Source organism: Arthrobacter sp. N1 (genome assembly GCF_048288285.1).
Taxonomy (GTDB): domain Bacteria; phylum Actinomycetota; class Actinomycetes; order Actinomycetales; family Micrococcaceae; genus Arthrobacter_D.
In genome coordinates this window covers 3,213,573-3,237,612 of sequence record NZ_CP102608.1, presented here as the reverse complement: position 1 = coordinate 3,237,612, position 24,040 = coordinate 3,213,573, and the positions used below count along the sequence as shown (strand labels likewise).

Here is a 24,040-nt window from a genome sequence, read left to right as displayed (position 1 = left end):
GATGATCCTTCGCCACGAACCGGCGGCGCATCCGCCGCGCACCACCTCCGCGGCTCCCGGTACCGCGCCGGACACGCTGTCCGCCGAGGCGCTCACGCTCGCGTACGACGAGCGCACCGTCGTCGACAAGCTCTCGCTGGAGCTGCCCGCGGGCAAGGTCACGGTCATCGTCGGGGCCAACGCCTGCGGGAAGTCCACCCTGCTCCGGGGCCTCGCCCGGCTGCTCAAGCCCGTCACGGGCAGTGTCATCCTCAACGGCACGGACATCCACGCCCAGTCCACCAAGGCCGTGGCCCGCGTCCTCGGTCTGCTCCCGCAGACACCGGTGGCACCGGACGGCATCAGCGTCGCCGACCTGGTGGGGCGCGGCCGCTACCCGCACCAGGGCTGGTTCCGCCAGTGGACCCCCGAGGACGACGACGCCGTCACCTCCGCGCTCGAGGCCACCGACACGCTGGGCCTCGCGGACCGCAACGTCGACGAGTTGAGCGGCGGCCAGCGCCAGCGGGTCTGGATCGCGATGGCGCTCGCGCAGCAGACGGGTATCCTGCTGCTCGACGAGCCCACCACCTTCCTCGACGTGACGCACCAGGTCGAGGTCCTGGATCTCATCACCGACCTCAACCGCCGATCAGGCACCACCGTGGTGATGGTGTTGCACGACCTCAACCTCGCAGCCCGGTATGCGGACCACCTCGTGGCCATGCGCGACGGCCGGATCGTGGCGCAGGGGCCGCCGTCGGACGTCGTGACCGAGCAGACGGTCTCCGGGGTGTTCAACCTCGAATGCCGCGTCATCGAGGACCCGGTGTCCCACACCCCGATGGTCGTCCCCATCGGCCGGCACCACGGGGCGGCGCCGGCCCTCCACCTTCCTTCCTCCCCGGGCGGCCGCGAGCCGTCACGGGGGTACCGACCCAATCCGCAGGACACCGTTCCTGCACGAGTGGAGGCAGCATCATGACCGACGTGACCGAGCGGACCGCGAGGCGGACCGCTTCCGACACCGAACCGATGGTCCTGGCCTTCGACGTCGTCGTCACCGCCGTGCAGGACCTGACGGCGTCCTTCCGCCGGATCACCTTCGGCGGTGCGTGCCTGACCTCCTTCGGGGTCGCGGGGGACACCCTCGACCTCCGCATCAAGATCGTCATCCCGTCCGAGGGCCGCGACTGCCCGGACATCGCCGGCATGATGGCCGGTGGGTCGGCGTCGAGCTGGTACCAGACCTGGCTCGGCCTGGACGCCGGGGAGCGGGGTTCCATGCGGACCTACACCGTGCGCGCAGCACGCTGCGGCGGCGAGCGGCCGGAGATCGACGTCGACTTCGTCCTGCACCTCGACGCCGACGGGCGTGGCGGGCCCGCCGCCGAATGGGCGGCCGCGGCACAGCCGGGCGACCGCGTCTGCGTCATCGGCCCGAATTCGTCCGCGGCGCAGTGCGCGACGGCGGGGGCCTACGGTGGGATCGAGTGGAGTCCGGGCCTCGCGCAGCACGTCCTGCTGGCGGGGGACGAAACCGCCGTCCCGGCGATCAGCGCGATCCTCGAGTCGCTGCCGGAGGACATCACCGGCCACGCCTTCCTCGAGGTCCCCGACGCGCGGGACATCCAGGACATCCGCACCCGCTCCTCGGTCTCCATCACCTGGCTCACCCGTGACGGGTCGTCCCACGGCGAAGCGCTCGATGCAGCGGTCCGTGACGCCGTCAGGGTCCCCGGCTGGGTCTCGCTCTCCGGATCGGGTGCAGTGAGCGGTGGCAGCGAGCCCGAGGAGGTGGACATCGATCGGACGATCCTGTGGGAGACACCGCAGCTCCTGGAAGCGGCCATCGTGAAGTCGACGGTCAATCCCGAGAGGTTCCCCGGCACGCAGCCGTTCTATGCCTGGATCGCCGGCGAGGCTGCTGTCGTCCGTGGCCTGCGCCGCTACCTCGTGCGGGACGTCGGCGTGGACCGGAAGCAGGTCGCGTTCATGGGCTACTGGCGCAAGGGTCGCGCGGAGCTGTCCTGACCCGGATCGGAGCCTCCGACCGCAGGTTTCGCCGGGCTTTTCCGCAGGAATCCGGAGCCGAACCGGAGTATCACACAGATGATCCACAGGCGGGGTAACGGAATTGTAACTTCGCCCGTGGTGCCCTAGGGTTTGAGCAGCCACAGCAGCTTTCTCCCCCAGGTCCGCACGCCCGACCCTGTCAGCGGACCGCTGAACACCCTGTGACAGGGGCGGAGGAGCCACGGACCGGCGGCAGATGCCGCACCATCCGTGTCCCCCTCGCGGTCCAGTCGGCGCACGCCCTCCGCGGCTTTTCGCGGTGCTGCCGTGCCGACGAGCCGGATCGAGTCCTGCTCCGATCCGCCAACCGACGTCGCGGGCGTCCTGAAAGAGGTCAGTCGTTGAGCCAGACGGTCATGCCCGGTCGCCGCCGTGCGTCCGAGGGGCGCGCGCACCAGCAGGACACCCATCGGCGTCGCGCCGACCAGCACCCCGCCGATCCTTCCCAGACCGCCCGACGGATGACCCCCGTCCTCCCCACCCCTGCGGCCCGGACGTCCGAGGTGCCCGCCCCTGCGCGGATCCCCGCTCAGACGTCCGAACGTCCTCCCACGACCCTCCCGTCCCGTCGGGCCCTCCGCGCGGCCCGGTCCGCGGACACGGCCGCGCCGCCGATCCTGCCCTCCCGTCGATCCCTGCGTGAGGCCGCATCGGCCCCGGCGGGCGGACGTGCCACGGCGCCGCGGACCGCCGGAGGGCACCGCGCGGGCGGCCGCACCACGCGGCTGGAGCGGCTGCGGGGCAACGCGGCCACGGCCGGGATCGTCCTTGCCTCGGCAGGCCTGGTGATGGGTGCTGTCGCGCCGGCCGCCCAGGGCACCGCCCCCCAGGTCGCCACGGACGCCCCTGCGATCCCGGCGCCCCGGGTCTCCCCGGCCGTCACCGCTCCCGCCGATGCGGCGGTGACCTTCGGCCTCGTCGCAGCAGGTCCGGCAGCGGACGGCATCGCTCCGAGCATCGTCACGGCGCGCGCCCTCTCGGCGTCGCTCACACCGGCAGCGAAGGAGCGCAAGGCCTTCAGCGTTCCCGTGGACAACCCTGTCGTCGCCTCGACCTTCGGCTACCGCATCAACCCGCTGGGCGGATCGGGCGAGGAACTCCACACCGGCCAGGACTATGCGAGCGCCTGCGGGGCGGCCGTCAAGGCCGCCGACGCCGGCACGGTCGTGGACTCCGGCTGGCACGCGTACGGCGGCGGGCAGCGCATCGTGATCGACCACGGCGACGGCCTCAGCACCACCTACAACCACCTGAGCGTCCTCGACGTTGCCGCGGGCGCACGGGTGCAACGCGGCGACCTCCTCGGCGCCGTGGGCAGCACCGGGAATTCGACCGGTTGCCACCTGCACTTCGAGGTCATGGTCGACGACGAGAAGGTCGACCCCCAGCCCTGGCTCTGATGCCGGAGCCCGTCCGGAGCCCGGAGCCGGCCCCAAAGCCCGGAGCCCGCCCGGAGCCGAGGCGCGATGCGGCCCGGAACGGGCTAGGGAAGCGGTTCGCTGACGACCGCAGGGTCCTTGTACCCCAGGGGCATCCGGAGCCTGAGCGAATCGGGCTTCACCTCGAAGGCCATGTGCGTGGCCTGGCCGAGGGGATCGCCGTCGAGCTGCACCTCGAGGGGTTCGCGCAGGGTCACCTCCGCGGTACGGCACTGGAAGTACTCGAGGGAGGGGTCCTTGCCCTTGCCCCGGGCGAAGAGTTTGCCCGCCACCGCGAGCCAGCCGAGCGCGCCCTTCGGTGCCACGGTCATGAGGTCCATGAGTCCGTCGTCGATCTTCGCGCCGGGGAAGATCTCGAGTCCGCCCATGATCTTCCCGCAGTTCCCGCCCATGACGCTGCGCAGCCTGCGCTCGAAGGGCTTGCCGCCGTCCACCGAGAGGGTGGTGCGCGTGGGCTTGCCCGGCAGGTTCCGCAGACCGGCATCGACGTAGGCGAGCCAGCCCACCTTGTCCTTCAGGTCGTCCCGGGTGTCGGACATGATCGCGGCGTCGTACCCGATCCCCGCCATGACGAGGAACACGTGTGCGTCCTGCGCCCGGTCGACGGTCACGTGCACGACGTCGATGGTCCGCTCGGTCCCGCGGAACGCGGCCTCGACGGCGGCATCGGGATTATCGACGGCGATGTCCAGGTTCCGGGCCAGGAGGTTGCCGGTGCCGAGCGGGACCAGTGCCATCATGGTCCCCGTCTCCGCGAGCTCCTCCGCGACGCAGCGTACGGTGCCGTCGCCGCCGGCGGCGATCACCAGGTCAACACCGGCGTCGAGCGCCTCGCGTGCCTGGCCGTGGCCCGGATCGTCCGCCGTGGTCTCGATCACGAGCGGCTCGTCCCAGCCGTCCTCCTCGGCGATACGCCGGACGGCGCCCACGACGTCGACGTCGGTGGCCTTGATCGGGTTGATGATCAGGGCCGCGCGCCGGCGGGGGGAGCTGCCGGCAGGCGTGGCGTCCGTACGAGCCTCGGGTGGTGCTTCGGTCGGCATGGTGTCCTTCGGCAGGGTGTCAACGGATGGCTCCGTCGAGCTTATCGCGGGGCACCCCGACGTCGAAGGTAATCTTTGATCGTGACCAACACCTCGCGCTACGTGGCCCTCGGAGACTCCTTCACGGAAGGCGTGGGTGACTGGGACCCCGAATCGCCCAACGGCGTCCGCGGCTGGGCGGACCGCGTCGCCGAGCAGCTGGTCCTGGCGGACCCGTCCTGGGAGTACGCCAACCTCGCCATCCGCGGCAAGAAGATGCGGCAGATCCTCGACGAGCAGATCGACGCGGCACTGGCCCTCGAGCCGACGCTCGTCACGGTGTACGCCGGCGCCAACGACATCCTCCGCCCGCGCATCGACATCGACCTTTTGATGTCGCGGTACGACGACGGCATCGCCCGCCTGCGCGCCTCGGGAGCCGACGTCGTGCTCTTCACGGGCTTCGACGCCTCCGGATCCGCCGTGTTCGGCAGGACCCGCGGACGCACCGCCGTCTACAACGAGTGGGTGCGGGAGATCGCGGACGGGCGTGGTGCGACCATCGTGGACTACTGGCGGCTACGGGAGTTCCAGGACTGGGGCTACTGGGACGTGGATCGCATGCACATGTCGGCCGCGGGCCACACCCTCATGGCGGTGCGGGTGCTCGAGGCCATGAAGGCCTCCCACCGGATCGACCTCCCGGCGCTCGAGGCCCGGCCCGCACTCAAGCGCGCGGAGCAGCTCCGAGCGGACGCCCAGTGGGCCAGGGAGTACCTGAGCCCGTGGGTGGGGCGCCGGCTCCGTGGGGTGTCCTCGGGGGACGACCTGCAGCCCAAGTACCCGGTGCCAGGGCATCCGCTCCGGGCCTCCGTGACCGCCTGAGGGCCTCCTGCGCCGGGCACCGTCGCCGCTGGGAGCCGGTTCCCGCGTGTCGCACCGCGCGGGACCGATGGCCGGCCGTCCGCCGAAAGGACCACGCGGGCACCGCCCCCGCAACCCGGACGGGGCGGTCGCGGAGCCCGGTGGACACCGCCGGCCATGTGCCAGAATGAGCGCATGGCGGCGCATTGGCTCACACCGGACGAGCGGCGGGCGTGGCTGGCACTGTACGCGCTGACGTCGCTCCTGCCGTCGACGCTCGACGCACACCTCTTCCGGGAAGCGCGCATCACCCTGTTCGACTACCACGTCCTCGCCATGCTCTCCGAGTCCGACGGCACCAGCCTCCCCATGAGCGACCTCGCGGCGCGATCGACGGCGTCGCTCTCGCGGCTCAGCCACGTGGTCAAGAAGCTCGAGTCCCGCGGCTGGGTCGCCCGGGTGCCGTCGTCCTCCGACGGCCGGGTGACGACGGCGTCGCTGACCCCGGACGGCCTCCGGATGCTGGAGGACCTCGCCGTCTCCCACGTCGCCCAGGTGCGGAGCACCGTGTTCGACGCCCTCGACGCGCAGGACGTCGCCGATCTCGAGCGGGTGGGCCGGAAGATCCTCCGGCGCCTGGACGGAACGCACTGGATCCTGGCGGAGATCGGGCCGGGCACGGATGGGGTCGAGCCGGATGCTCCCGCGGTGGAGGTCCGGGGCCACCACGCGGTACCCGACGCAGCCGCTGCGGCGTCGCTCCACCAGCAGGTTCACAGCAGCGGTCACTAGGCTGGCGGAGGCCGTTCACGGCCCTGACGAGGACAGGACGGCAGATGGCACAGCAGGGACAGTACCGGCACCAACCCCGGATCCTCGCGATCGTGCTGGCCGGGGGTGCGGGCGGCCGGCTGGGTGTGCTGACGGACCACCGGGCCAAGCCCGCCATGCCGCTCGGAGGGAGCTTCCGGCTCATCGACATCCCGCTGTCCAACCTTCACCACAGCGGGATCTCCGACGTGTGGATCATGGAGCAGTACCAGCCGAAGACCATCAACGACCACCTCCGGAACGGCAGGCCCTGGGACCTCGACCGGACGAGGGGCGGCCTGCTCGTCCTGCCCCCGTTCAGCGGACGCGAGGGGGAGGGGTTCGCCGAGGGGAACGCGGACGGCCTGCTCCGCCAGTCCGCCTTCATCCGGGACTTCGCGCCGGACCTCGTCCTCGTCCTCAGCTCCGACCACCTGTACCGCCTCGACTACCGCGACGTCGTCGACACCCACCTGCGCGCGGGAGCGGCGCTCACCATGGTCACGGTCGACTTCGACGGCGACGCCTCACCGCACGGCGTCGTGACGGTCGACGACGACGGCCGCGTCACCGGGTTCGCGTACAAGCCGGAGGAACCGCAGTCGCGGATCGTCGCCGCGGAGGTCTTCCTCTACTCGGCGGAGGCACTGCTCGAGGCGCTGGACCGACTCGACGGACAGCAGGAGAACCTCGGCGACTACGGGCACCACCTCGTTCCCCACCTGGTCGAGCAGCACGCCGTCGTCGAGCACCGCCTCGAGGGCTACTGGCGAGACCTGGGCACGCCGGCCAACTACCTCCGCGCGCATCTCGACCTCCTCGCCGGCAGGGGACCGGACCTCGCCGATCCCGCCTGGCCCATCCTCACCGAGCCGCCCCACGTGGCACCGGCTTTCGTCGGTGAGGGCGCCGTGATCGCAGGGTCGCTGATCACTCCCGGCGCCCGGGTCCACGGGACCGTCCGGAGGAGCGTGATCGGTGCCGGGGCGGTCATCGAGCCCGGAGCCGTCGTCGAGGACTCGGTGGTGCTCAACCGGGTGCGGATCGGGACCGGGGTGTCGGTGCGCTGGGCGATCGTCGACTCGGACGCCGTCGTGTCCGCGGACCGCATCGGCGGCGGCCCGGACGAGCCCGTGGTCGTCGGGCGGGACGGCGAGCCGGGCGACTGACCCGTTTTGGTCAGGCCAGAACCTGTCGGTAGTATGGTAAGGCGTTTGGCTGTGGTGGAGGCCGCCCTGTTCCCAGGACAGGTCGGAATGCGCCCGGCTACCCGTGACTACTAGAATTCAGGGCTGGACCGGCCGCAAGGCCGCCCCGCCTGATCTTCACCGTCTTCCCCGCGGCGAGGCACTCTGGCAGGTTCTCACCCTGCCGGGTACACCTCCGGAAAGCTGCAGTAATAACGGTGTCATTACTGGTGGCGGGACGCTCGACAAGTGATTCCGTCACGTTCATCTAATCTGGAGGAGAGTTATGGCAGCCCACTGCCAAGTGACCGGAGCCGAGCCCGGCTTTGGACACAGCATTTCGCACTCGCACCGCCGCAACAAGCGTCGGTTCGACCCCAACATTCAGAAGAAGCGCTACTACGTGCCTTCCCTTCGCCGTAACGTCACGCTGCAGGTCTCGGCCCGCGGCATCAAGACGATCGACGTGCGCGGTATCGATGCGGTCGTCGCATCGATCCTCGCGAGGGGAGTGAAGCTCTAGTGGCGAAGGACAAGGACGTACGTCCGATCATCAAGCTGAAGTCGACCGCCGGCACGGGCTACACGTACGTGACGCGGAAGAACCGTCGTAACGATCCGGACCGCATGGTCCTCATGAAGTACGACCCCAAGATCCGCAAGCACGTCGAATTCCGAGAGGAGCGCTAAACATGGCCAAGAAGTCAAAGATTGCTCGCAACGAGCAGCGCAAGGTCATCGTCGAGCGCTACGCGGCCAAGCGCCTCGAGCTCAAGAAGACCCTCGTCGACGAGAACGCCACGGATGAAGCACGCGAAGCGGCACGCCTCGGCCTGCAGAAGCTCCCCCGCAACGCTTCGCCGGTGCGCCTGCGCAACCGCGACCAGATCGACGGGCGCCCCCGCGGAACGCTCCAGAAGTTCGGCATCTCGCGTGTCCGCTTCCGCGACATGGCCCACCGGGGCGAGCTGCCCGGTGTGACCAAGTCCAGCTGGTAGCAGTTCCCGGGACCCTGCGTCCCAGCAGCACCACCCGCCGCCTCCGGCGGTGACACCACGGAAGCCGGCAACCCCAGGGTTGCCGGCTTCTGCCGTGCCGGGCCCCGAGAAGCGGCGCGCTAGGCCTACGACGGCCGAAAAGAGCCCCGGAAATGCCGTGATTATGCCGAAAAGCCCCGGAAACACGCGGGGCGCGGCGCCCAAGCTGATAGGTTTTCGGACAGAGGCTTTTCGAATACCGCGAAAAGCTCGTTCCGAAGAGTGACGTCCAGGAGGACCTGAAGTGGCTAAAAACCGTAGTGAACTTGTTGCCGAGGTAGCAGCGAAGGCCGACACGAGCCAGGCCGCCGTCAACGGCGTCCTTGACGCCCTGTTCGACGTCTTCGCCGAGTCCGTCGCCAAGGACGAGAAGATCACCATCCCGGGTTGGCTCGCCGTCGAGCGCACCAGCCGCGCAGCGCGCACCGGCCGTAACCCCCAGACCGGCGAGACCATCCAGATCGCCGCGGGCCACAGCGTCAAGCTGACCGCAGGCTCGAAGCTGAAGGCTTCCGCCAAGTAGTCCGCGTCACCCGCTGACTGAACGACCGAGGGGCCGCTGCCATGACGGCAGCGGCCCCTCGTCGTCGGCGCCCGTCCGCCCTCGGCGGCATCCCGCGAAAGATTCGCCCTATTTCTACTCCGGGTAGAGAATGGTGTATGTGTCGACAACTGCGAAGCAACCGCGCGAGACCCTCGCCGCAGCCTCCCCGGAGCGCGCTATCGGAACGGGCTGGCTGGTCCTCGCCGGCGTCGTCGTGCTCGTCTCGCTCGTGGTCGCGCTGTTCTACTCCGGTGCCGCCGCCGCCCGGCAACTCGGTGATCCGGGAGCGCTGACCCGCTGGGGCCTGCCCGTCGCCAAGGTCCTCAACAACACCGCCGCCGCGGCGACCATCGGTGCCCTCGTCTTCGCGGTGATCATGCTCCCGCGCAAGGTCGGGACGTCCGGGCGGAAGCCCAAGGACACCGCGGCCGAGCACCCGGCTTTCACCCGCGTCCTCATGCTGGCCGCCGTGTCCGCGGTCCTCTGGACCATCGGGGCGCTCGGCGTCATGGTCTTCACCTACTCCGACGCCGCCGGCCTGCCTCTGAGCACCGACCCGGCGTACACCCAGGGCCTCGCCGCGTTCCTGACGGACTTCTCCACCGGGCGCGCGTGGCTCGTGACCTCGATCGTCTCGGCGGTCCTCGCCACGCTCCTGTTCGGTGTCCGTTCGCAGATCGGTCTCGCCCTCACCCTGGTGCTCGCCCTGCTCAACCTGCTGCCCATGGCCCTGATCGGGCACTCGGCGAGCGGCGACGACCACAACGCCGCGGTCAACTCGATCGCCCTCCACCTCGTGGGTGTCTGCCTGTGGGTGGGCGGGATCATCTCCCTCGCCGTGGTGAGCGGCAAGCTCGGCGACCAGGCCCTCCCGGTCCTCAGGCGTTTCTCGGCCCTCGCCGGCTTCGCGTTCATCCTGGTCGTGGCCTCGGGCGTGGTGAACGCCAGCCTCCGCATCACCGACCTCGCGCAGCTCAGCTCCGAATGGGGCCTGCTCGTCACCTTCAAGACCATCGCCACGCTGCTGCTCGGCGGCATCGGCTGGATGCACCGGCAGTGGATCATCCCGCAGCTCGGCGCGTCGGGCGGCACCGCGCAGTCGCGGCTCTCCGCGCGCCGGGTCCTGTGGCAGCTCATCGCCGTCGAGCTCGTCATCATGGGTGCGGTCTCCGGCGTGGCGGGGGCACTCGGGCGCACCGCACCGCCCCGTTCCGAAGTGCTGCCCACCGAGGCCGGCCCCGCCCGCATCCTGACCGGGTACGACCTCCCGCCGGAGCCGACCCTGAGCCGCTGGCTCACCGAGTGGCGGCCGGACTGGCTGTGGATCACCGTGGCCCTGACCTTCGGCGTCGCCTACGTGCTCGGGATGGTCAAGCTGCACCGCCGCGGGGACTCGTGGTCCGTGGCCAAGCTCATCAGCTGGCTCCTCGGCCTCGCCCTCCTGACCTACTTCACCTCGGGCGCACCCGCCGTCTACGGGATGGTGCTGTTCAGCGCGCACATGGTGGACCACATGGCGCTCACCATGGTGGTGCCGCTCTTCCTGGTCCTCGGCGCACCCGTGACCCTGGCCCTGAAGGCCCTGACCGCGCGCCGCGACGGCTCGCGCGGGCTGCGGGAATGGATCCTGGTGATCGTGCACTCGTGGCCGTCACGGATCATCACGCATCCGCTGTTCGCTGCCGGCAACTTCGTCGCGTCGATCATCATCTTCTACTACTCGCCCCTCTTCGGGTTCGCCCTGCGCGAGCACGTCGGACACGAGCTGATGATCACGCACTTCCTCATCACCGGCTACATCTTCGTGCTGTCGATGATCGGTTCGGACCCCGTGCCGTTCCGCGCGCCCTACCCGATGCGCATCCTGCTCCTCTTCGCGACCATGGCCTTCCACGCCTTCTTCGGCGTCACCCTGATGGGCTCGACCTCGCTGCTCGAGGCCTCCTGGTTCGGCAACATGGGACGCGACTGGGGCGCATCGGCCCTGGCGGACCAGCAGGTGGGCGGAGCGGTCACCTGGGGCGTCGGCGAGATCCCCACGCTCCTGCTCGCCATCGGGGTCGCCGTCGTGTGGTCGCGCTCCGACGCGCGGGAGACCAAACGCAAGGATCGAGCCGCGGACCGGAATAACGACGCCGACCTGACGGCTTACAACAGCATGTTCGCCGACCTCGCCGCACGCGATGCCGGGAACCGCCGCCCCGCCCAGCAGCCGACGGCGCGCGCCACAGCCGGAGACACCGCAGGAGACAACGAATGACCGAGACCACCGTCCGCTCCGGCTACCGGGTGCGCGGCTCCGCGCTGACCGGCCGCAACTGGCTGAACACCGGCGGCAGGCAGCTGCAGCTGGAGGACCTGCGCGGCAAGATCGTGATCCTCGACTTCTGGACCTTCTGCTGCATCAACTGCCTCCACGTCCTCGACGAGCTGCGGCCCCTCGAGGAGCAGTACTCGGACGTCCTCGTGACGGTCGGCGTGCACTCGCCGAAGTTCGAGCACGAGGCCGATCCGGTGGCCCTCGCCGCCGCCGTCGAGCGCTACGACATCCACCACCCCGTCCTCGACGACCCGGAGCTCACCACCTGGCAGGCCTACACGGCCCGGGCCTGGCCCACCCTCGTGGTCATCGACCCCGAGGGCTACATCGTGGCGCACCTCTCCGGGGAGGGGCACGCCGCCGGGCTCACATCGCTCGTGGAGGAACTCGTCGCCGAGCACGAGGCGAAGGGCACGCTGCACCGCGGCGACGGCCCGTACGTGCCGGCGGAGAGCACCGCGGGTGACCTCAAGTTCCCGGGCAAGCTCCTCGCGCTGCCGGCCACCGGCACCTTCCTCGTCGGCGACACCGGCCACCACCGCCTCGTCGAACTCGAGGCGGATCTCGTCACGGTGCGCCGCACCATCGGTTCGGGCAGCAAGGGTTTCCACGACGGCAGCGCCTCCGACGCCCAGTTCAACGAGCCCCAGGGCCTCGCGCTCCTGCCAACCGCGCTCGCGGCGGAGGTCGGGTACGACGTCGTCGTCGCCGACTCCGTGAACCACCGCCTGCGCGGTGTCACTCTGGCCACGGGCGAGGTGCGCACCCTCGTGGGGAACGGCACGCAGCGCCTGCTCGACGCCGGTAACCACACCAAGACGGGCCGGCAGGAGAACGCACACGAGGTCGGCGCGGAGAGCGAGACGCCGCGCCTCACCGAGACTCAGCTCGGCACGGATGCCCTGAAGGTCTCGCTGTCCTCGCCGTGGGACGTGCTGTACTCGTCGGTGCTGGACCGCGTGGTCGTCGCGATGGCGGGGACGCACCAGATCTTCGCCTACGATCCCCGCAGCAACGCCGTCGAGGTCCTGGCCGGCACGGGACTCGAGGGCCTGCTCGACGGCGATGCCTCCGCGGCGTGGTTCGCGCAGTCCTCCGGGCTCGCCGAGGACGCCAACGGCACCATCTGGATCGCGGACTCCGAGACGTCCGCCGTCCGGCAGCTGTCCTTCGTCGAGGTCAACGGCCGCCGGCGCGTCCAGGTCCAGACCGCGATAGGGACGGGACTGTTCGACTTCGGCTTCCGCGACGGCGATGCCGACCAGGCGCGCCTCCAGCACCCGCTCGGCGTCACCGCCCTGCCCGACGGGTCCGTCGCGATCGCCGACACCTACAACGGCGCGGTCCGCAGGTACGATCCGGTGACCCGCCAGGTCTCCACGCTGCTCCGTGGGCTGTCCGAGCCCTCCGATGTGCTGGTCGACCTCACGCCCGTCGCCGAGGGCGGCGACCCGCTGCTCATCGTCGTGGAGACGAACCGGCACCAACTCGTCCGCGTACCGTTACCCAAGGAGGCGCTCGCCGTCGACGAGGGCGCGTCGCAGACCCAGCGTCCGACGTCGCCCATGTCCGCCGGACCCGTGGCGCTGACGGTGCGCTTCACGGCGCCGAAGGGCCAGAAGCTCGACGACCGCTGGGGTGACCCGACGCAGCTGAAGATCAGCGCCTCGCCCGAGTCCCTGCTGGTCTCGGGCGGCGGAACGTCCACCGGACTGACGCGGGAGCTCGTGCTGGCCGCGGATGCCGGGGAGGGCGTACTGCACATCACGGCACGGGCGGCGTCCTGCGACGGCGAGCCGGGCGGGGAGATCCCCGACCATGCGGCGTGCCACCTGTACCAGCAGGACTGGGGCATCCCGGTGACGGTCACGGCCGACGGCGACACCGAGCTGACCCTCGACCTCCGCGGACTCGACTGATCCTAGCGCTCCTCAGCCGGACCAAGGGCACCTGCTACGGCGGGTGCCTTTCGTGCAAGCCTGGGTGCTAGGTGCCAGGTGCTAGGTGCTGGGTGCTGGGCAACAATCGGGCGGCTGGCACCCAGTGGTGCGTCCAGGCCGGGGCGCGAATCTGTCCGACCAGCCGTCCGCGTGCCCGGCTTCGGGGGCGTTGCGACCTCCTTCGTCCCACTGACCGCCGTCAGTCAGTGGGAATATGCGCTCATTCCCACTGACTGACGGCGGTCAGTGGGACGAAGCGCACCCTGCAGGGGTGGTACACGACGCTACTGGCTCCGCGGTTCCCCTCTCGGAAGCGGCAGCCCCTGCGATTCCGGATGCAGACGTCATCGTTCTCTTGCAGGTGATCCGCCCCGCGATCCTGGGCGCAGGCTTCATCCTTCACGTGCACCGCTTCCCCGGCCATCCCGGACGGGGTGAGCCTTCCCTCCCACTGACTGCCGTCGGTCGGTGGGAATATGCGCACATTCCCACGAGCCGGGTCCGATGAGTGGGATGGAGCTCTGTGAGCCCGACGGAATATCGACCGCGCAGCGTGACTTGTCGCAGGGGAAGGGCAGACGCGCCCGCCTGGGTTGTCGCAATCAAGGAGGGGCGCTTGCCCGCACAGGACAACGTCCGCGTATGACAGCCCGCACTGGACAACGTCCGCGCAGGACAGCCCGAACAGGACAGCCCGAACAGGACAGCCCGAACCGGACAGACCGAACAGGACAGTCCGCACTGGACAACGTCCGCGCATGACAGCCCGCATGGGACAGCCAGAACAGGACGCCCCGCACCGGACAAGGGCTGCACGGGACGATGCCGCACAGGATGAAGCCGCGCCGCTGGACGGCGCAGGAGGAGAGCACGCATGACCATCGACACCGGAACGAACCAGCACGACGGACAGCGCACCGCACTCGTGGTGGGAGCCACGGGTATCGCGGGCTCCGCGCTCGTCGAGAAGCTCGCCGGGGACGGCTGGCCGGTCCTGGCCCTCTCCCGCAGGCCCGGCCAGGAGCGCGACGGCGTCCGCTGGCTGTCGGCGGACCTCACCTCGGTCGATTCCCTCGTCGAGGTGCTCGCGCCGGAGAGTCCCACACACGTCTTCTTCACCGCCTGGTCCCGACGCGACACGGAGGAGGAGAACATCCGCGTCAACGCGGGGATGCTGCGCGACCTGCTCACCGCACTGCACGGCAAGGAGGTGGCCCACGTGGCCCTCATGACCGGCATGAAGCACTATCTCGGGCCGTTCGAGTCGTACGGCTCCGGTGACATGGCGGACACACCGTTCCACGAGGAGGAGCCCCGCCTGCCCTCGCCCAACTTCTACTACGCGCAGGAGGACGAGCTGTTCGCCGCCGCCGCCGAGCAGGGTTTCACGTGGAGCGTGCACCGGGCGCACACCGTCCTCGGCTACGCCGTCGGCAACGCGATGAACATGGCGCTCACGCTCGCCACCCAGGCCACCCTGTGCAGGGACGCGGGTGAGTCGTTCGTCTTCCCCGGGTCGGCGCAGCAGTGGAATGGCCTGGCGAACGTGACGGATGCGGGCCTGCTCGCCGAGCACATGGTGTGGGCCTCCACCACCCCCGAGGGCGCCGACGAGGCCTACAACATCGTCAACGGAGACGTCTTCCGGTGGCGGTGGATGTGGCCCAGGCTGGCCGGCTACTTCGGCGTGGAGTGGGAGGGCTTCACGGACGCGCCGCGTCCGCTCGAAGAGGCCATGAGCGGGAGGGAGGGTCAGTGGTCGGCGTTGGCCGAGCGGCACGGCCTCGCCGAGACCTCGCTGGACCGGTTGGCCTCCTGGTGGCACACGGACGGCGATCTCGGCATCGAGATCGAGGTGATCGTGGACATGGGCAAGAGCCGTGACGCCGGCTTCACGGGCTACCGCAGGACGCTCGACGTCTTCACATCGCTGTTCGACCGCTACCGCGCCGAGAACCTGATCCCCTGACCGGAGGCAGTTCGTGCGTGGCTAGTACCTCACCACGGGCGTGACGGTGATGGCGTCCTCGGTGACGTTCAGGTCCGCCGTGAAGTCGAACGGCATGGCCTCGGAGACGTCGCTCACCTCACCGGAGAAGAAGTCCCGCAGCCGGGTGTCGATCCGTGCCCTCCCGCTGAGGGGGGCGAGCAGCCAGCTCCCCCCGCTCGGGGTGATCGACGCCCGGGGGTACTCCTCGATGGTCCAGGTGATGTCACCGGCGAGCCGCTTGTCGGTGGGAAAGGCGAACGGGCAGTTGCCGGGCTGGAAGACCGTCTGCTCCGCGCAGCCGTCGAGGAAGGCGTGCACCTGCTCCTCCACCGCACGTACCAGCTCGGGTGTCGGCTCCAGCGCGAGGGCGAGGGGTTGCGGAGCCTCGACGCCCGTCACGGTCGTCCGGCTTTCGGGAGCGGCGAAGTAGCGGCCCTGGTAGCGGGCGCTCACGGCACCCGGGTAGAACGTGGCCAGTGCGGCGCGGCCGCCCGGAAGGCCGACGTCGACCCCGTTCACCGCTGCCTCCACGCTGTTCAGGGCGGAGACCTCCACTGTCGGCAGGACGGTCGGCTCGAACTCCCAGACGGTGAAGAATCCCCATTCGGTGCCGGTCTGCCGGAGCGGGAAGACGCTCGTCGTCTCGGCGCCGTCGAGCGTGTAGGTCACGGGTACCTCGACGCGGTCGCTGCCGCTTCCGCGTGCATCCCCCACCTCGATGTCCGTGAGGCCGGCTGTCGCTCGGCGCAGGGCGTCCCCGTCGAGCAGTGTCGGATCGGATCCCTCCGGTACCGAGGCGTGGAGGAGGCCGAGGGCCTCGCCGCCGTCGCCGTCGCGCAACGCGTCGAGGTACAGGCCCACCTGGTGTTCGGGGCCGAAGAGCCTGCTGTTCAGGACCGCGACGGTCGTGACGAAGGCGGCACCGACGAGCATGAGACCCAGCAGCCAGGCTGCGAGCACCTTCACGACCGGGGTTGTCTGCACCTCTCCACGGTACCGGGTGCGGTGAATCAGGCGGGCAGGAAGCCGAGCAGGGTGCCGGTCACCGCGCTCGCGAGCCCGACGACGGCGATCACCCGGGTGCCTCGGTAGGGTTCGCCGAGCGACCAGTGGGTGGGCTGTCGGACGTGGTAGTGGATGGTGACGTCCTCACCGGGCGGCGGTGCCGCGGGCATGGGCGCCTTCCGCCCGCGACCCGGGGAGCCACTGGACCAGAGCGCCTCGACGATGCGGTACCGGTGGTCGTGCCAGCGGAGGTAGGGATGCCCCTCGTACGTGAAGGTGATCGCCTGGGTCCTGGTCCAGGATCCGTAGACCAGCCGGATCACGAGGGCCGCGGCGAGCAGCCCCAGTCCCAGCGCCACCAGGCTGGAACTGACGATCTCCACCACGATCATGGGCGCGCGCCCTGCACTGCGGGGATCCGGGACGCCGGCCTCAGTACCATTTCCGCTTGCGGTGCTTGGTGCCGAAGAGCCCGCGCGCGAGTTCCTTGCCGATCACTCCTGCGGCCTTCAGGGCGAGGTCCGCCATCTCGTTCCGGTCCGGCCCGTTGTTGCCGGAGGACCGTCCGGCGTCGTACCCGCCCGCACGGCTTCTGCTGTTGCCGCCGCGGTCCGTCCGCTCACGACCGGCACCCTGCGCACCCTCGCCCGCGTACCCGCCGCCGTATCCACCCGCGTAGCCACCACCCGCGTAGCCGCCGCCTGCGCTGCCGCGCGCCCCGCGTCCGTCCTCGCGCGGCGAAGCGTCGTCGACGGGCCGGCGGTCCCGGTCGCGGGCGGGCCGGGACGGCATGCCGAGGATCTCCTCCTCGATGCGCCGCGCTTCCGCGTCCCGGTCCTCGCGGGCCGTGTCCCGCGTCGCGTCGGCGGCATCGCCCCGCGCGTTCTGCTGCTCGGATGCTCCAGGCTCACCCGGTTCTGCCGTGGTCGGTTCCGGCGAGGGCGTCCCGACCCCCGAGGAGGGGGCACCGGATGCGCCGTCCGCGCCACGGCCGGCGGGATCGGGCAGACCGCGGAGCTTCTCGTACGCGGAGTGGCTGTCGACGGACCGGCTGTAGCGTGCGAGCAGCGGAGAGGCGGCGACGACGGCGGCCACCGTTCCCTCGGGTGCCCGGCCCATGACGGACTCGGGGGAGCGGAGCCGCGTCCACGCGACGGGAGTCGGGGCGCCCCGCTCGTTCATCACCGTCACGACGGCCTCACCGATGCCGGCGGACGTGAGGACCTCTTCGAGATCGTACGGGCTGATGGGGAAGGTCGAGACCGTTGCGCGGAGCGCCTTCGCGTCGTCAGGCGTGAAGGCCCGCAGCGCATGCTGCACCCGGTTGGCCAGTTGTCCGAGGACCTCCGCGGGCACGTCTTTCGGCGTCTGCGTCACGAAGAAGATGCCGATCCCCTTGGACCTGATGAGCCGGACCGTGGCCTGGATCGACTCGCGGAACGCCTTCGACGAGCCCGTGAACAGCAGGTGCGCCTCGTCGAGGAAGAACACGAGGCGTGGCTTGTCGAGATCGCCGACCTCGGGCAGCTCGGCGAACATGTCGGCGAGCAGCCACATCAGGAACGTGGAGAACAGGCGCGGCTTCTGCTGCACCGTCACAAGCTCCAGGGACGTGATGATGCCCCGCCCGTCGGTGTCCGTCCGCAGGAGGTCGGCGGTGTGGAACTCGGGTTCGCCGAAGAACGCGTCCATGCCCTGCGCCTCGAGCGTCACGAGTTCGCGGAGGATGACGCCGGCCGTCGCCTTCGAGAGGCCGCCGAGGGCCTCGAGCGCTTCCTTGCCCTCGTCCGAGGTGAGGAAACTGATCACGGCCCGGAGGTCCGCCAGGTTGTAGAGCTCCAGTCCGTTCTTGTCCGCGTAGTGGAACACGAGCTGCAGGCTGGACTCCTGCGTCTCGTTGAGGTCCATGACGCGGCTGAGCAGCAGCGGGCCGAAGGAGGAGATCGTGGCACGCACGGGAATGCCGCCACCGTCACCACCCAGGGAGAGGAATTCGACGGGGAAGCCCGTGGGCGTCCAGTCCTGCCCCACCCCGGCGGTCCGCTTCGTCAGCCGCTCCGTGGCCGTTCCCGGAGTGGTCAGTCCGGTGAGGTCGCCCTTGATGTCGGACAGGAAGACGGGCACGCCCTGCGCCGAGAGCTGTTCCGCCATGACCTGCAGTGTGACCGTCTTGCCGGTGCCCGTGGCACCGGCGATCAACCCGTGTCGGTTCATCATGGCCAGCGGCAGGCGTACCTGCGCTCCGGCGTCGAGCACGCCGTCCACGAGGGCAGCGCCCAGGTGGAGGGTGGGCCCCTCGAAGACGTATCCGGCAGTGATGGCGGCGGACTGGGCGGCGCCGTCGTGTTCGACCATAGGGTCAGACTACACAGCAGGACCGGCACCCCTGCGGGTGCCGGTCCTGCTCACGGATGCTCGGGTGCGCGCCACCGCGCAGCCGGTCAGCCTGCGGAGTGCCTGCCCCCGGCGGCCGTGGCGCCGCCGGACCGGCCGGTACCGGCGTCGACGGGCGAGCCGCCCGCCTGCCCGGAGGGCCCACTGCCGAAGCCACCACCGTGACCCTGGCCGTCTCCCGACTGCTGCGCGTTCGCGAGCTCCTCCGCACGCTCCTCCGAGGCCTCACGGGTGAGCTCGGCGCCCGCTTCGGCGTCGCGCGTCAGGTTCTCGCCCGTCTCGGCGTCGAACAGGTGGAGCTTACGGGTGTCGAGCCAGATCTCGGCCTCACGGCCTCCACGGATGCGGCTGGCGGCATCGAGCGTGACGACCACCTGCGGGCGCAGTTCGTCGGCGTCCATGTCCCGGGCGAGGCTGTTGAGCAGCTCCCGCATCTCGGGCGCCGGATCGAAGTTGATGTACCCGTACTGCTCGTTGCCGAGCCACTCCGTGTGCGTCAGGGTCGCGGTGAACGTGGAACCGTTGGACATCTTGTGGTCCTCGACGAGCTTCGCGTCCTCGAAGAACTCGGGACGCACGCCGACGAGCACCACCTTCTTGCCGGCTGCCTTCGCCGCCTTGTCCTCGGGGATCTGCAGGTCACCGATGGCGGTCTTCAGGGTGGTGCCCTCGAGCGTGGCCGGCAGGAAGTTCATCGACGGCGAGCCGATGAAACCCGCGACGAACAGGTTCACGGGCTGCTCGTAGAGCTCGCGGGGCGAGGCGATCTGCTGCAGTTCGCCCTTCTTGAGGACGGCCACGCGGTCGCCGAGGGTCATGGCCTCCGTCTGGTCGTGCGTCACGTAGACCGAGGTCACCCCGAGCCGGCGCTGCATCTGCGAGATCTCCGAACGCATCTGGCCCCGGAGCTTCGCGTCCAGGTTGGAGAGCGGCTCGTCGAACAGGAACGCGTCCGCCTGCCGGACGATCGCGCGACCCATCGCGACACGCTGCCGCTGCCCGCCCGAGAGATTCGCCGGCTTGCGCTGCAGGTGGTCGGTGAGCTCGAGTGTCGCGGCCGCCTCCGTGACCAGCTTGTCCACCTGGTCCTCGGAGTGCTTGCCCTTGGCGAGGCGCAGCGGGAAGGCGATGTTCTCGTACACGGTGAGGTGCGGGTACAGCGCGTAGTTCTGGAACACCATCGCCAGGTTGCGGTCGCGCGGCGCCTTGTCGTTGACGCGCTGCCCGTCGATCAGGAGGTCGCCGTCGGTGATGTCCTCGAGGCCCACGATCATGCGCAGCAGCGTCGACTTCCCGCAGCCCGACGGACCCACGAGGATGATGAACTCCCCGTCGGCGATGTCGATGCTCACGTCGTTGACGGCAGGGAACCCGTCGCCGTACTTCTTGACCAGGTGGTTGAGGGTGATTGAAGCCATGGTGCGAATCCTTTACTGAAACCGGGGGCGTTAGCCCTTGACGGCGCCGGAGGTCAGGCCTGAGACGATCTGGCGTTGGAAGAGCAGGACCAGGAGGACGATCGGGATGGTGACGATGATCGCCGCCGCCGAGATGGCCCCCGTCGGTGCCTCGAACTGGGAGGCCCCGGTGAAGAACGCGAGTGCCGCCGGGACCGGCCGCGCCGCTTCCGTCGACGTCAGCGAGATCCCGTACACGAAGTCGTTCCAGGCGATGAAGAAGGCGATGATCGCCGTCGTGAACACGCCGGGTGCGGCCAGCGGGACGATGGCCTTGCGGAACGCCTGCCACGTCGTCGCGCCGTCCACCTGCGCCGCCTGCTCCAGCTCCCAGGGGATCTGCCGGAAGAACGCGGCGAGGGTCCAGATGGAGATGGGGAGCGTGAGTGACAGGTACGGGATGATGAGCCCGAGCCAGGTGTCGTAGAGGCCGATGGTCCGCCACAGGTTGAAGAGCGGCGTGACGATCGAGATGACCGGGAAGATCGAGACCGCCAGCGCGGTGGTCAGGACCAGCTTCTTGCCGGGGAAGTCCAGCCGGGCGATCGCGTAGGCGCAGAGGGTGGCGAGGACGACGGCGATGAACGTCGCGATCAGAGAGATGCCGATCGAGTTGCGGAGCGCCGAGAGGAACAGACCCTGGGCGTCGCCGACCAGGATCTGCTCGTAGTTGCTCGTGGTCGCGGCGCCCGACGACGGGAGGAACTTCCCGCTCGTCAGGTCACTGGGGCTCTTGAAGGACGTCGCCAGGATCGAGAGCACCGGGAAGAGTGCGTAGATCAGGACGAGGACGGTCACGATGGCCCAGAGGACCTTGTTCTTCGTGCTGGAGTTCGTCATCACTTTCCTCCCTGGGATCCGGCGAGATCCACCTTGAAGAGCTTGATCGCCACGAAGCAGATCAGCAGGACGCACAGGAAGAGGAGCACGGAGACCGCCGAACCGAGGCCGATCTCGAGCCGGCTGATGGATTGCCGGTAGGCGAGCAGGGAGAGCACTTCCGTGCCGTACGCGCCGTTGGTCATGATGAACACGTTGTCGAAGATCCGGAAGGCATCCAGCGCCCGGAAGAGCACGGCGACCATGATCGCGGCCTTCATGTTCGGGACGATGACCTTGCGCATCTGCTCCCACCATGTCGCACCGTCGACCTTCGCTGCCTCCGTGAGTTCGTCGGGGACCTGGGCGAGCCCCGCCAGCAGGAGCAGTGAGATGAACGGCGTGGTCTTCCAGATCTCCGAGGCCATGATGACGAACAGCGCGGTGCCGCCCTGGGCGAACCAGTTCAGGTTCTCGTCGATCCCGGGGAGCCAGGCGAACCAGGAATTGATGTAGCCGGAGTTGATGTCGAAGGCATAGAACCAGGCGAAGGCCGAGACGACGGTGATGATGCCGTAGGGAACGAGGATCGCCGTGCGCAGGAGCCCGCGGACCGATTTCAGCGCCTTGTGCATCACGAGGGCGAGCGCGAAGCCGAGGACCAGTTCGACGAGGACCGTCACCACCGTGATGAACACCGTGGTCCACAGGCCCGACCACCAGACGGGGTCGGACAGGATGACCGCGTAGTTGCCGAGGCCGATGAACTCGCGTTCACCGGGCGCCGTGAGCCGGAACTTGAAGAGACTCTCGTAGATGGCCTGCAGGATCGGATAGAGCGTCACCAGCAGCATGATGATGAACGCGGGACCGGCGAGGATCCAGCCGAGCCGCCGTTCCGCGCGGACGCGGTCGCTGTACTGCTTCGGCGCCTTCCTGGTCTTCGTGCCCGTGTCGTCCCGGCTGAGCCGCGGGCCGGGTTCGGTCGACGACGCCGTCGTCTTGGCGGGAATGGCGGAGGTCACAGGAGTTGCTCCCCTCTGAGGACCGATGTGATGAAGTTGCTCGACGTCTCCGGGGTGTTCTCCGGATCGACGGCGGACGGCGGTGCCCAGGTCTGCTGGATGCCGGTGGAGACCTCGTTGTAGAACGGGGTCTGGGGACGGGGGGCTGCGACCTGGAGGGAGTCCCTGATGGTCTCGGCCATCGGGAAGCTCTCCTCGATGCGGGGGTCCTCGTACGCCTCCGTGTTGGACGGCGGGTTGCCGTTGGTCACGAAGTACTCGGACTGGTTCTCGACCGAGACGATGCACTGGACGGCTTCGTAGGCGAGCTCCGGGTTGTCGCTCTCCGCGCCGACGCCGAGATTGATGCCACCGAGCGGGGGAGCGGCCTCCTGGTCCTCGGACATCCGGGGGAAGACGCCCCACCCGATGTCGTCCAGGACCGCCTGGTCCAGCGTCCCCGCCTCGACGGCCGCCGTGGTGGCCGGCCAGACGAAGGGGTAGTTGACCATGAAGGAACCGGAGTCGCCCTGGAAGGCGATGAGGGAACCGTTCTCGTCCTGGGTGGGCAGGCCTGCCCCGCCCAGTCCGTCCTTGCCGATGGTGGAGATGACGTCTGCCGCCGCCTTGCCCGCATCGGAGTCGAGCCCGAGCTCGATGGTGTCCGCGGTGGCTTCGGGATCCACGATGATGGACCCGCCCGCGGACTCGACGAGCGCGTTGACCCAGACCGTCATGGATTCCGCCTGGGCGCCCTGCACACCGAGCGACTTGTCCTGCGTCCGGGCCGCCTCCATGATCTGGTCCCAGGTGACCGGCTTGCTCATGTCGAGGCCCGCGGCCTCGGCCACGGACTTCCGGTACCACATGATCTGGGTGTTGGCCCAGAACGGGACGGTGACGAGCTCGTCCTTCCAGGTGGCGCCGGCGAGGGCGCCCTCGACCACGTTCTCGGTGGTGCTCTGGGCGACGTCGTCCGGCACGGGGGCGAGGAAGCCCGGTTCGGCCAGTTCGGGGATGAAGGGGGGATCGAGACTCATGATGTCGAGCGAGCTGTCACCGGCGGCGAGGCGTCGTGCGAGCTGCTCGCGCTGGGAGGCGGCGTCACTCGGGAGGAGCGAGGTCTCGATGGTGTAGCGGCCGCCGGATTCTTCGCTGCACTTCTGCGCGATGGCGGCCTGCCCGCCGGCGTCCGGGTTGATGTACCAGGTGAGCGCGTTGTCCGACTGCGCGGGCCCGCATCCGCTCATCACGAGCGTACCCATCACCATGCCCGCCACGACGGTCGCTGTGCGACGGCTGTTCACGGCACTGCGTGTTCTTCGACTTATCGGCATTCGTACCGAGCCTCCACATCCTCGTAGACAACCCGGCTGACGGTTCACGCGAATCGACAGCCTAAGCAAGCTTGCTTTTTGACCCTAAGCCCTGCCGACACAAATCGCTAGGCGGGGGATCGATGATCGTGCAACGGGTGGGGATGCCGGTGAGGCGGGATGCGCGTGCAGCGTCACCGTGAAGGCGGACGGAGGTGGTGCGCAGTCCTCAGGCGGGCAGTGCCGAGTTGTCGAGGGCGAAGGGGGGACGCTCCATGCCCGCGGTCACGGCTTCCGCGGGATCGGTGCCGAGGTCGACGATGGCGTTGTCCGCATCCACGTGCACCACGGTGGGCAGGAAGGAGCGTGCTTCCTCGGTGGTCATCTGCGCGTAGGTGATGAGGATGACGAGGTCCCCGCGATGGACGAGGTGGGCGGCTGCACCGTTGATGCCCAGGACTCCCGAGCCGCGCTCGCCGGCGATGGTGTAGGTCTCCAACCGCGCACCGTTGGTGATGTCGACGATCGACACCAGTTCGCCGGGCAGGATGTCCGCGGCTTCCAGGAGATCGAGGTCCACGGTGACCGAGCCCACGTAGTGCAGGTCCGCGTGGGTGACGGTGGCGCGGTGGATCTTGGACTTGAACATGGTGCGATTCACCGCTCAAGGATACTGCCGATGCCGGGCCCGGGACGGGGCGGGAAGGGTGTCCTTGCGCACACGGTGCACGTCGACGGAAGGCGTCCGTGAAGGACGAGAGCGGGCGACGGGAATCGAACCCGCGTATCGAGCTTGGGAAGCTAGCGCTCTACCATTGAGCTACGCCCGCACGGCAG

At 69.4% G+C, this 24,040-nt stretch carries 22 protein-coding genes and 1 tRNA gene; 13 read left to right on the top strand and 10 right to left on the bottom strand.

The window, feature by feature from the left end; genetic code table 11:
• Position 1: 1 nt before the first annotated feature.
• The 3 genes from NVV32_RS15035 (at position 2) to NVV32_RS15025 (ending at position 3,455) form a co-directional block, all read left to right on the top strand.
• Positions 2–964, top strand: a complete 963-nt coding sequence (locus tag NVV32_RS15035) for an ABC transporter ATP-binding protein (RefSeq protein ID WP_422390693.1) — start codon at positions 2–4, stop codon at positions 962–964.
• Positions 961–2,013: a siderophore-interacting protein gene (locus tag NVV32_RS15030; RefSeq protein ID WP_055767086.1), complete on the top strand. Its 1,053-nt coding sequence runs from the start codon at positions 961–963 to the stop codon at positions 2,011–2,013. Before NVV32_RS15035 ends, NVV32_RS15030 begins: the two co-directional genes overlap by 4 nt.
• A 383-nt stretch (positions 2,014–2,396) precedes the next feature.
• Complete coding sequence (locus NVV32_RS15025) at positions 2,397–3,455, top strand: peptidoglycan DD-metalloendopeptidase family protein (RefSeq protein ID WP_422390692.1); 1,059 nt, start codon at positions 2,397–2,399, stop codon at positions 3,453–3,455.
• 83 nt (positions 3,456–3,538) lie between these two features.
• Here the strand turns inward: NVV32_RS15025 and NVV32_RS15020 are convergent, their stop codons facing one another.
• Complete coding sequence (locus tag NVV32_RS15020) at positions 3,539–4,537, bottom strand: diacylglycerol/lipid kinase family protein (RefSeq protein ID WP_422390691.1); 999 nt, start codon at positions 4,535–4,537, stop codon at positions 3,539–3,541.
• 81 nt (positions 4,538–4,618) lie between these two features.
• On the opposite strand from NVV32_RS15020, the gene NVV32_RS15015 reads away from it, so the two are divergent.
• The 10 genes from NVV32_RS15015 (at position 4,619) to NVV32_RS14970 (ending at position 15,187) form a co-directional block, all read left to right on the top strand.
• Complete coding sequence (locus NVV32_RS15015) at positions 4,619–5,401, top strand: SGNH/GDSL hydrolase family protein (RefSeq protein ID WP_422390690.1); 783 nt, start codon at positions 4,619–4,621, stop codon at positions 5,399–5,401.
• Between the two features lie 174 nt (positions 5,402–5,575).
• Entirely contained in the window at positions 5,576–6,172 is a 597-nt protein-coding gene (locus tag NVV32_RS15010; protein WP_422390689.1) for a MarR family winged helix-turn-helix transcriptional regulator, read from the top strand.
• 44 nt (positions 6,173–6,216) lie between these two features.
• Positions 6,217–7,359 carry a glucose-1-phosphate adenylyltransferase family protein gene (locus NVV32_RS15005; RefSeq protein ID WP_422390688.1) on the top strand — a complete coding sequence of 381 codons (1,143 nt, stop codon included), beginning with the start codon at positions 6,217–6,219 and terminating at the stop codon, positions 7,357–7,359.
• A 304-nt stretch (positions 7,360–7,663) separates the two neighbouring features.
• Positions 7,664–7,900, top strand: a complete 237-nt coding sequence (gene rpmB, locus NVV32_RS15000; protein ID WP_043441573.1) for a 50S ribosomal protein L28 — start codon at positions 7,664–7,666, stop codon at positions 7,898–7,900.
• Positions 7,900–8,067, top strand: coding sequence for a 50S ribosomal protein L33 (gene rpmG / locus NVV32_RS14995; RefSeq protein ID WP_019481734.1), 168 nt, complete (start codon positions 7,900–7,902; stop codon positions 8,065–8,067). The genes rpmB and rpmG overlap by 1 nt, the downstream gene beginning before the upstream one ends.
• Positions 8,068–8,069: 2 nt before the next feature.
• Positions 8,070–8,375 carry a 30S ribosomal protein S14 gene (gene rpsN, locus NVV32_RS14990; RefSeq protein WP_026545363.1) on the top strand — a complete coding sequence of 102 codons (306 nt, stop codon included), beginning with the start codon at positions 8,070–8,072 and terminating at the stop codon, positions 8,373–8,375.
• Positions 8,376–8,658: 283 nt separating this feature from the next.
• Positions 8,659–8,937 carry an HU family DNA-binding protein gene (locus NVV32_RS14985; RefSeq protein ID WP_055767099.1) on the top strand — a complete coding sequence of 93 codons (279 nt, stop codon included), beginning with the start codon at positions 8,659–8,661 and terminating at the stop codon, positions 8,935–8,937.
• A 130-nt stretch (positions 8,938–9,067) separates the two neighbouring features.
• On the top strand, positions 9,068–11,218 hold the full coding sequence (locus NVV32_RS14980) for a cytochrome c oxidase assembly protein (protein WP_422390687.1): 2,151 nt from the start codon (positions 9,068–9,070) through the stop codon (positions 11,216–11,218).
• Positions 11,215–13,197, top strand: coding sequence for an NHL domain-containing thioredoxin family protein (locus tag NVV32_RS14975; RefSeq protein ID WP_422390686.1), 1,983 nt, complete (start codon positions 11,215–11,217; stop codon positions 13,195–13,197). Before NVV32_RS14980 ends, NVV32_RS14975 begins: the two co-directional genes overlap by 4 nt.
• An 895-nt stretch (positions 13,198–14,092) precedes the next feature.
• The gene (locus NVV32_RS14970) at positions 14,093–15,187 is read left to right on the top strand and encodes an SDR family oxidoreductase (protein WP_422390685.1); all 1,095 of its coding nucleotides are present in this window, start codon (positions 14,093–14,095) and stop codon (positions 15,185–15,187) included.
• A 21-nt stretch (positions 15,188–15,208) separates the two neighbouring features.
• On the opposite strand, the gene NVV32_RS14965 is transcribed toward NVV32_RS14970, so the two are convergent.
• The 9 genes from NVV32_RS14965 to NVV32_RS14925 form a co-directional block, all read right to left on the bottom strand.
• The gene (locus tag NVV32_RS14965) at positions 15,209–16,192 is read right to left on the bottom strand and encodes a hypothetical protein (protein ID WP_422390684.1); all 984 of its coding nucleotides are present in this window, start codon (positions 16,190–16,192) and stop codon (positions 15,209–15,211) included.
• Between the two features lie 26 nt (positions 16,193–16,218).
• Entirely contained in the window at positions 16,219–16,605 is a 387-nt protein-coding gene (locus tag NVV32_RS14960; protein WP_422390683.1) for a hypothetical protein, read from the bottom strand.
• Positions 16,606–16,645: 40 nt separating this feature from the next.
• A complete protein-coding gene (locus NVV32_RS14955) occupies positions 16,646–18,568 on the bottom strand; it encodes a helicase HerA-like domain-containing protein (protein WP_422390682.1) in 1,923 nt (640 codons plus the stop codon).
• Positions 18,569–18,654: 86 nt separating this feature from the next.
• Entirely contained in the window at positions 18,655–20,025 is a 1,371-nt protein-coding gene (locus NVV32_RS14950) for an ABC transporter ATP-binding protein (RefSeq protein ID WP_055767113.1), read from the bottom strand.
• A 30-nt stretch (positions 20,026–20,055) separates the two neighbouring features.
• Positions 20,056–20,904, bottom strand: coding sequence for a carbohydrate ABC transporter permease (locus NVV32_RS14945; RefSeq protein ID WP_055767117.1), 849 nt, complete (start codon positions 20,902–20,904; stop codon positions 20,056–20,058).
• Entirely contained in the window at positions 20,904–21,908 is a 1,005-nt protein-coding gene (locus tag NVV32_RS14940; RefSeq protein ID WP_422390681.1) for a carbohydrate ABC transporter permease, read from the bottom strand. The genes NVV32_RS14945 and NVV32_RS14940 overlap by 1 nt, the downstream gene beginning before the upstream one ends.
• Entirely contained in the window at positions 21,905–23,224 is a 1,320-nt protein-coding gene (locus NVV32_RS14935) for an extracellular solute-binding protein (protein ID WP_055767120.1), read from the bottom strand. Before NVV32_RS14935 ends, NVV32_RS14940 begins: the two co-directional genes overlap by 4 nt.
• Before the next feature lie 208 nt (positions 23,225–23,432).
• Positions 23,433–23,864 (bottom strand): aspartate 1-decarboxylase, encoded by a 432-nt coding sequence (panD, locus tag NVV32_RS14930; protein ID WP_422390680.1) that lies wholly within the window; start codon positions 23,862–23,864, stop codon positions 23,433–23,435.
• Positions 23,865–23,962: 98 nt separating this feature from the next.
• Positions 23,963–24,033, bottom strand: a tRNA-Gly gene (locus NVV32_RS14925).
• Between the last annotated feature and the right edge of the window lie 7 nt (positions 24,034–24,040).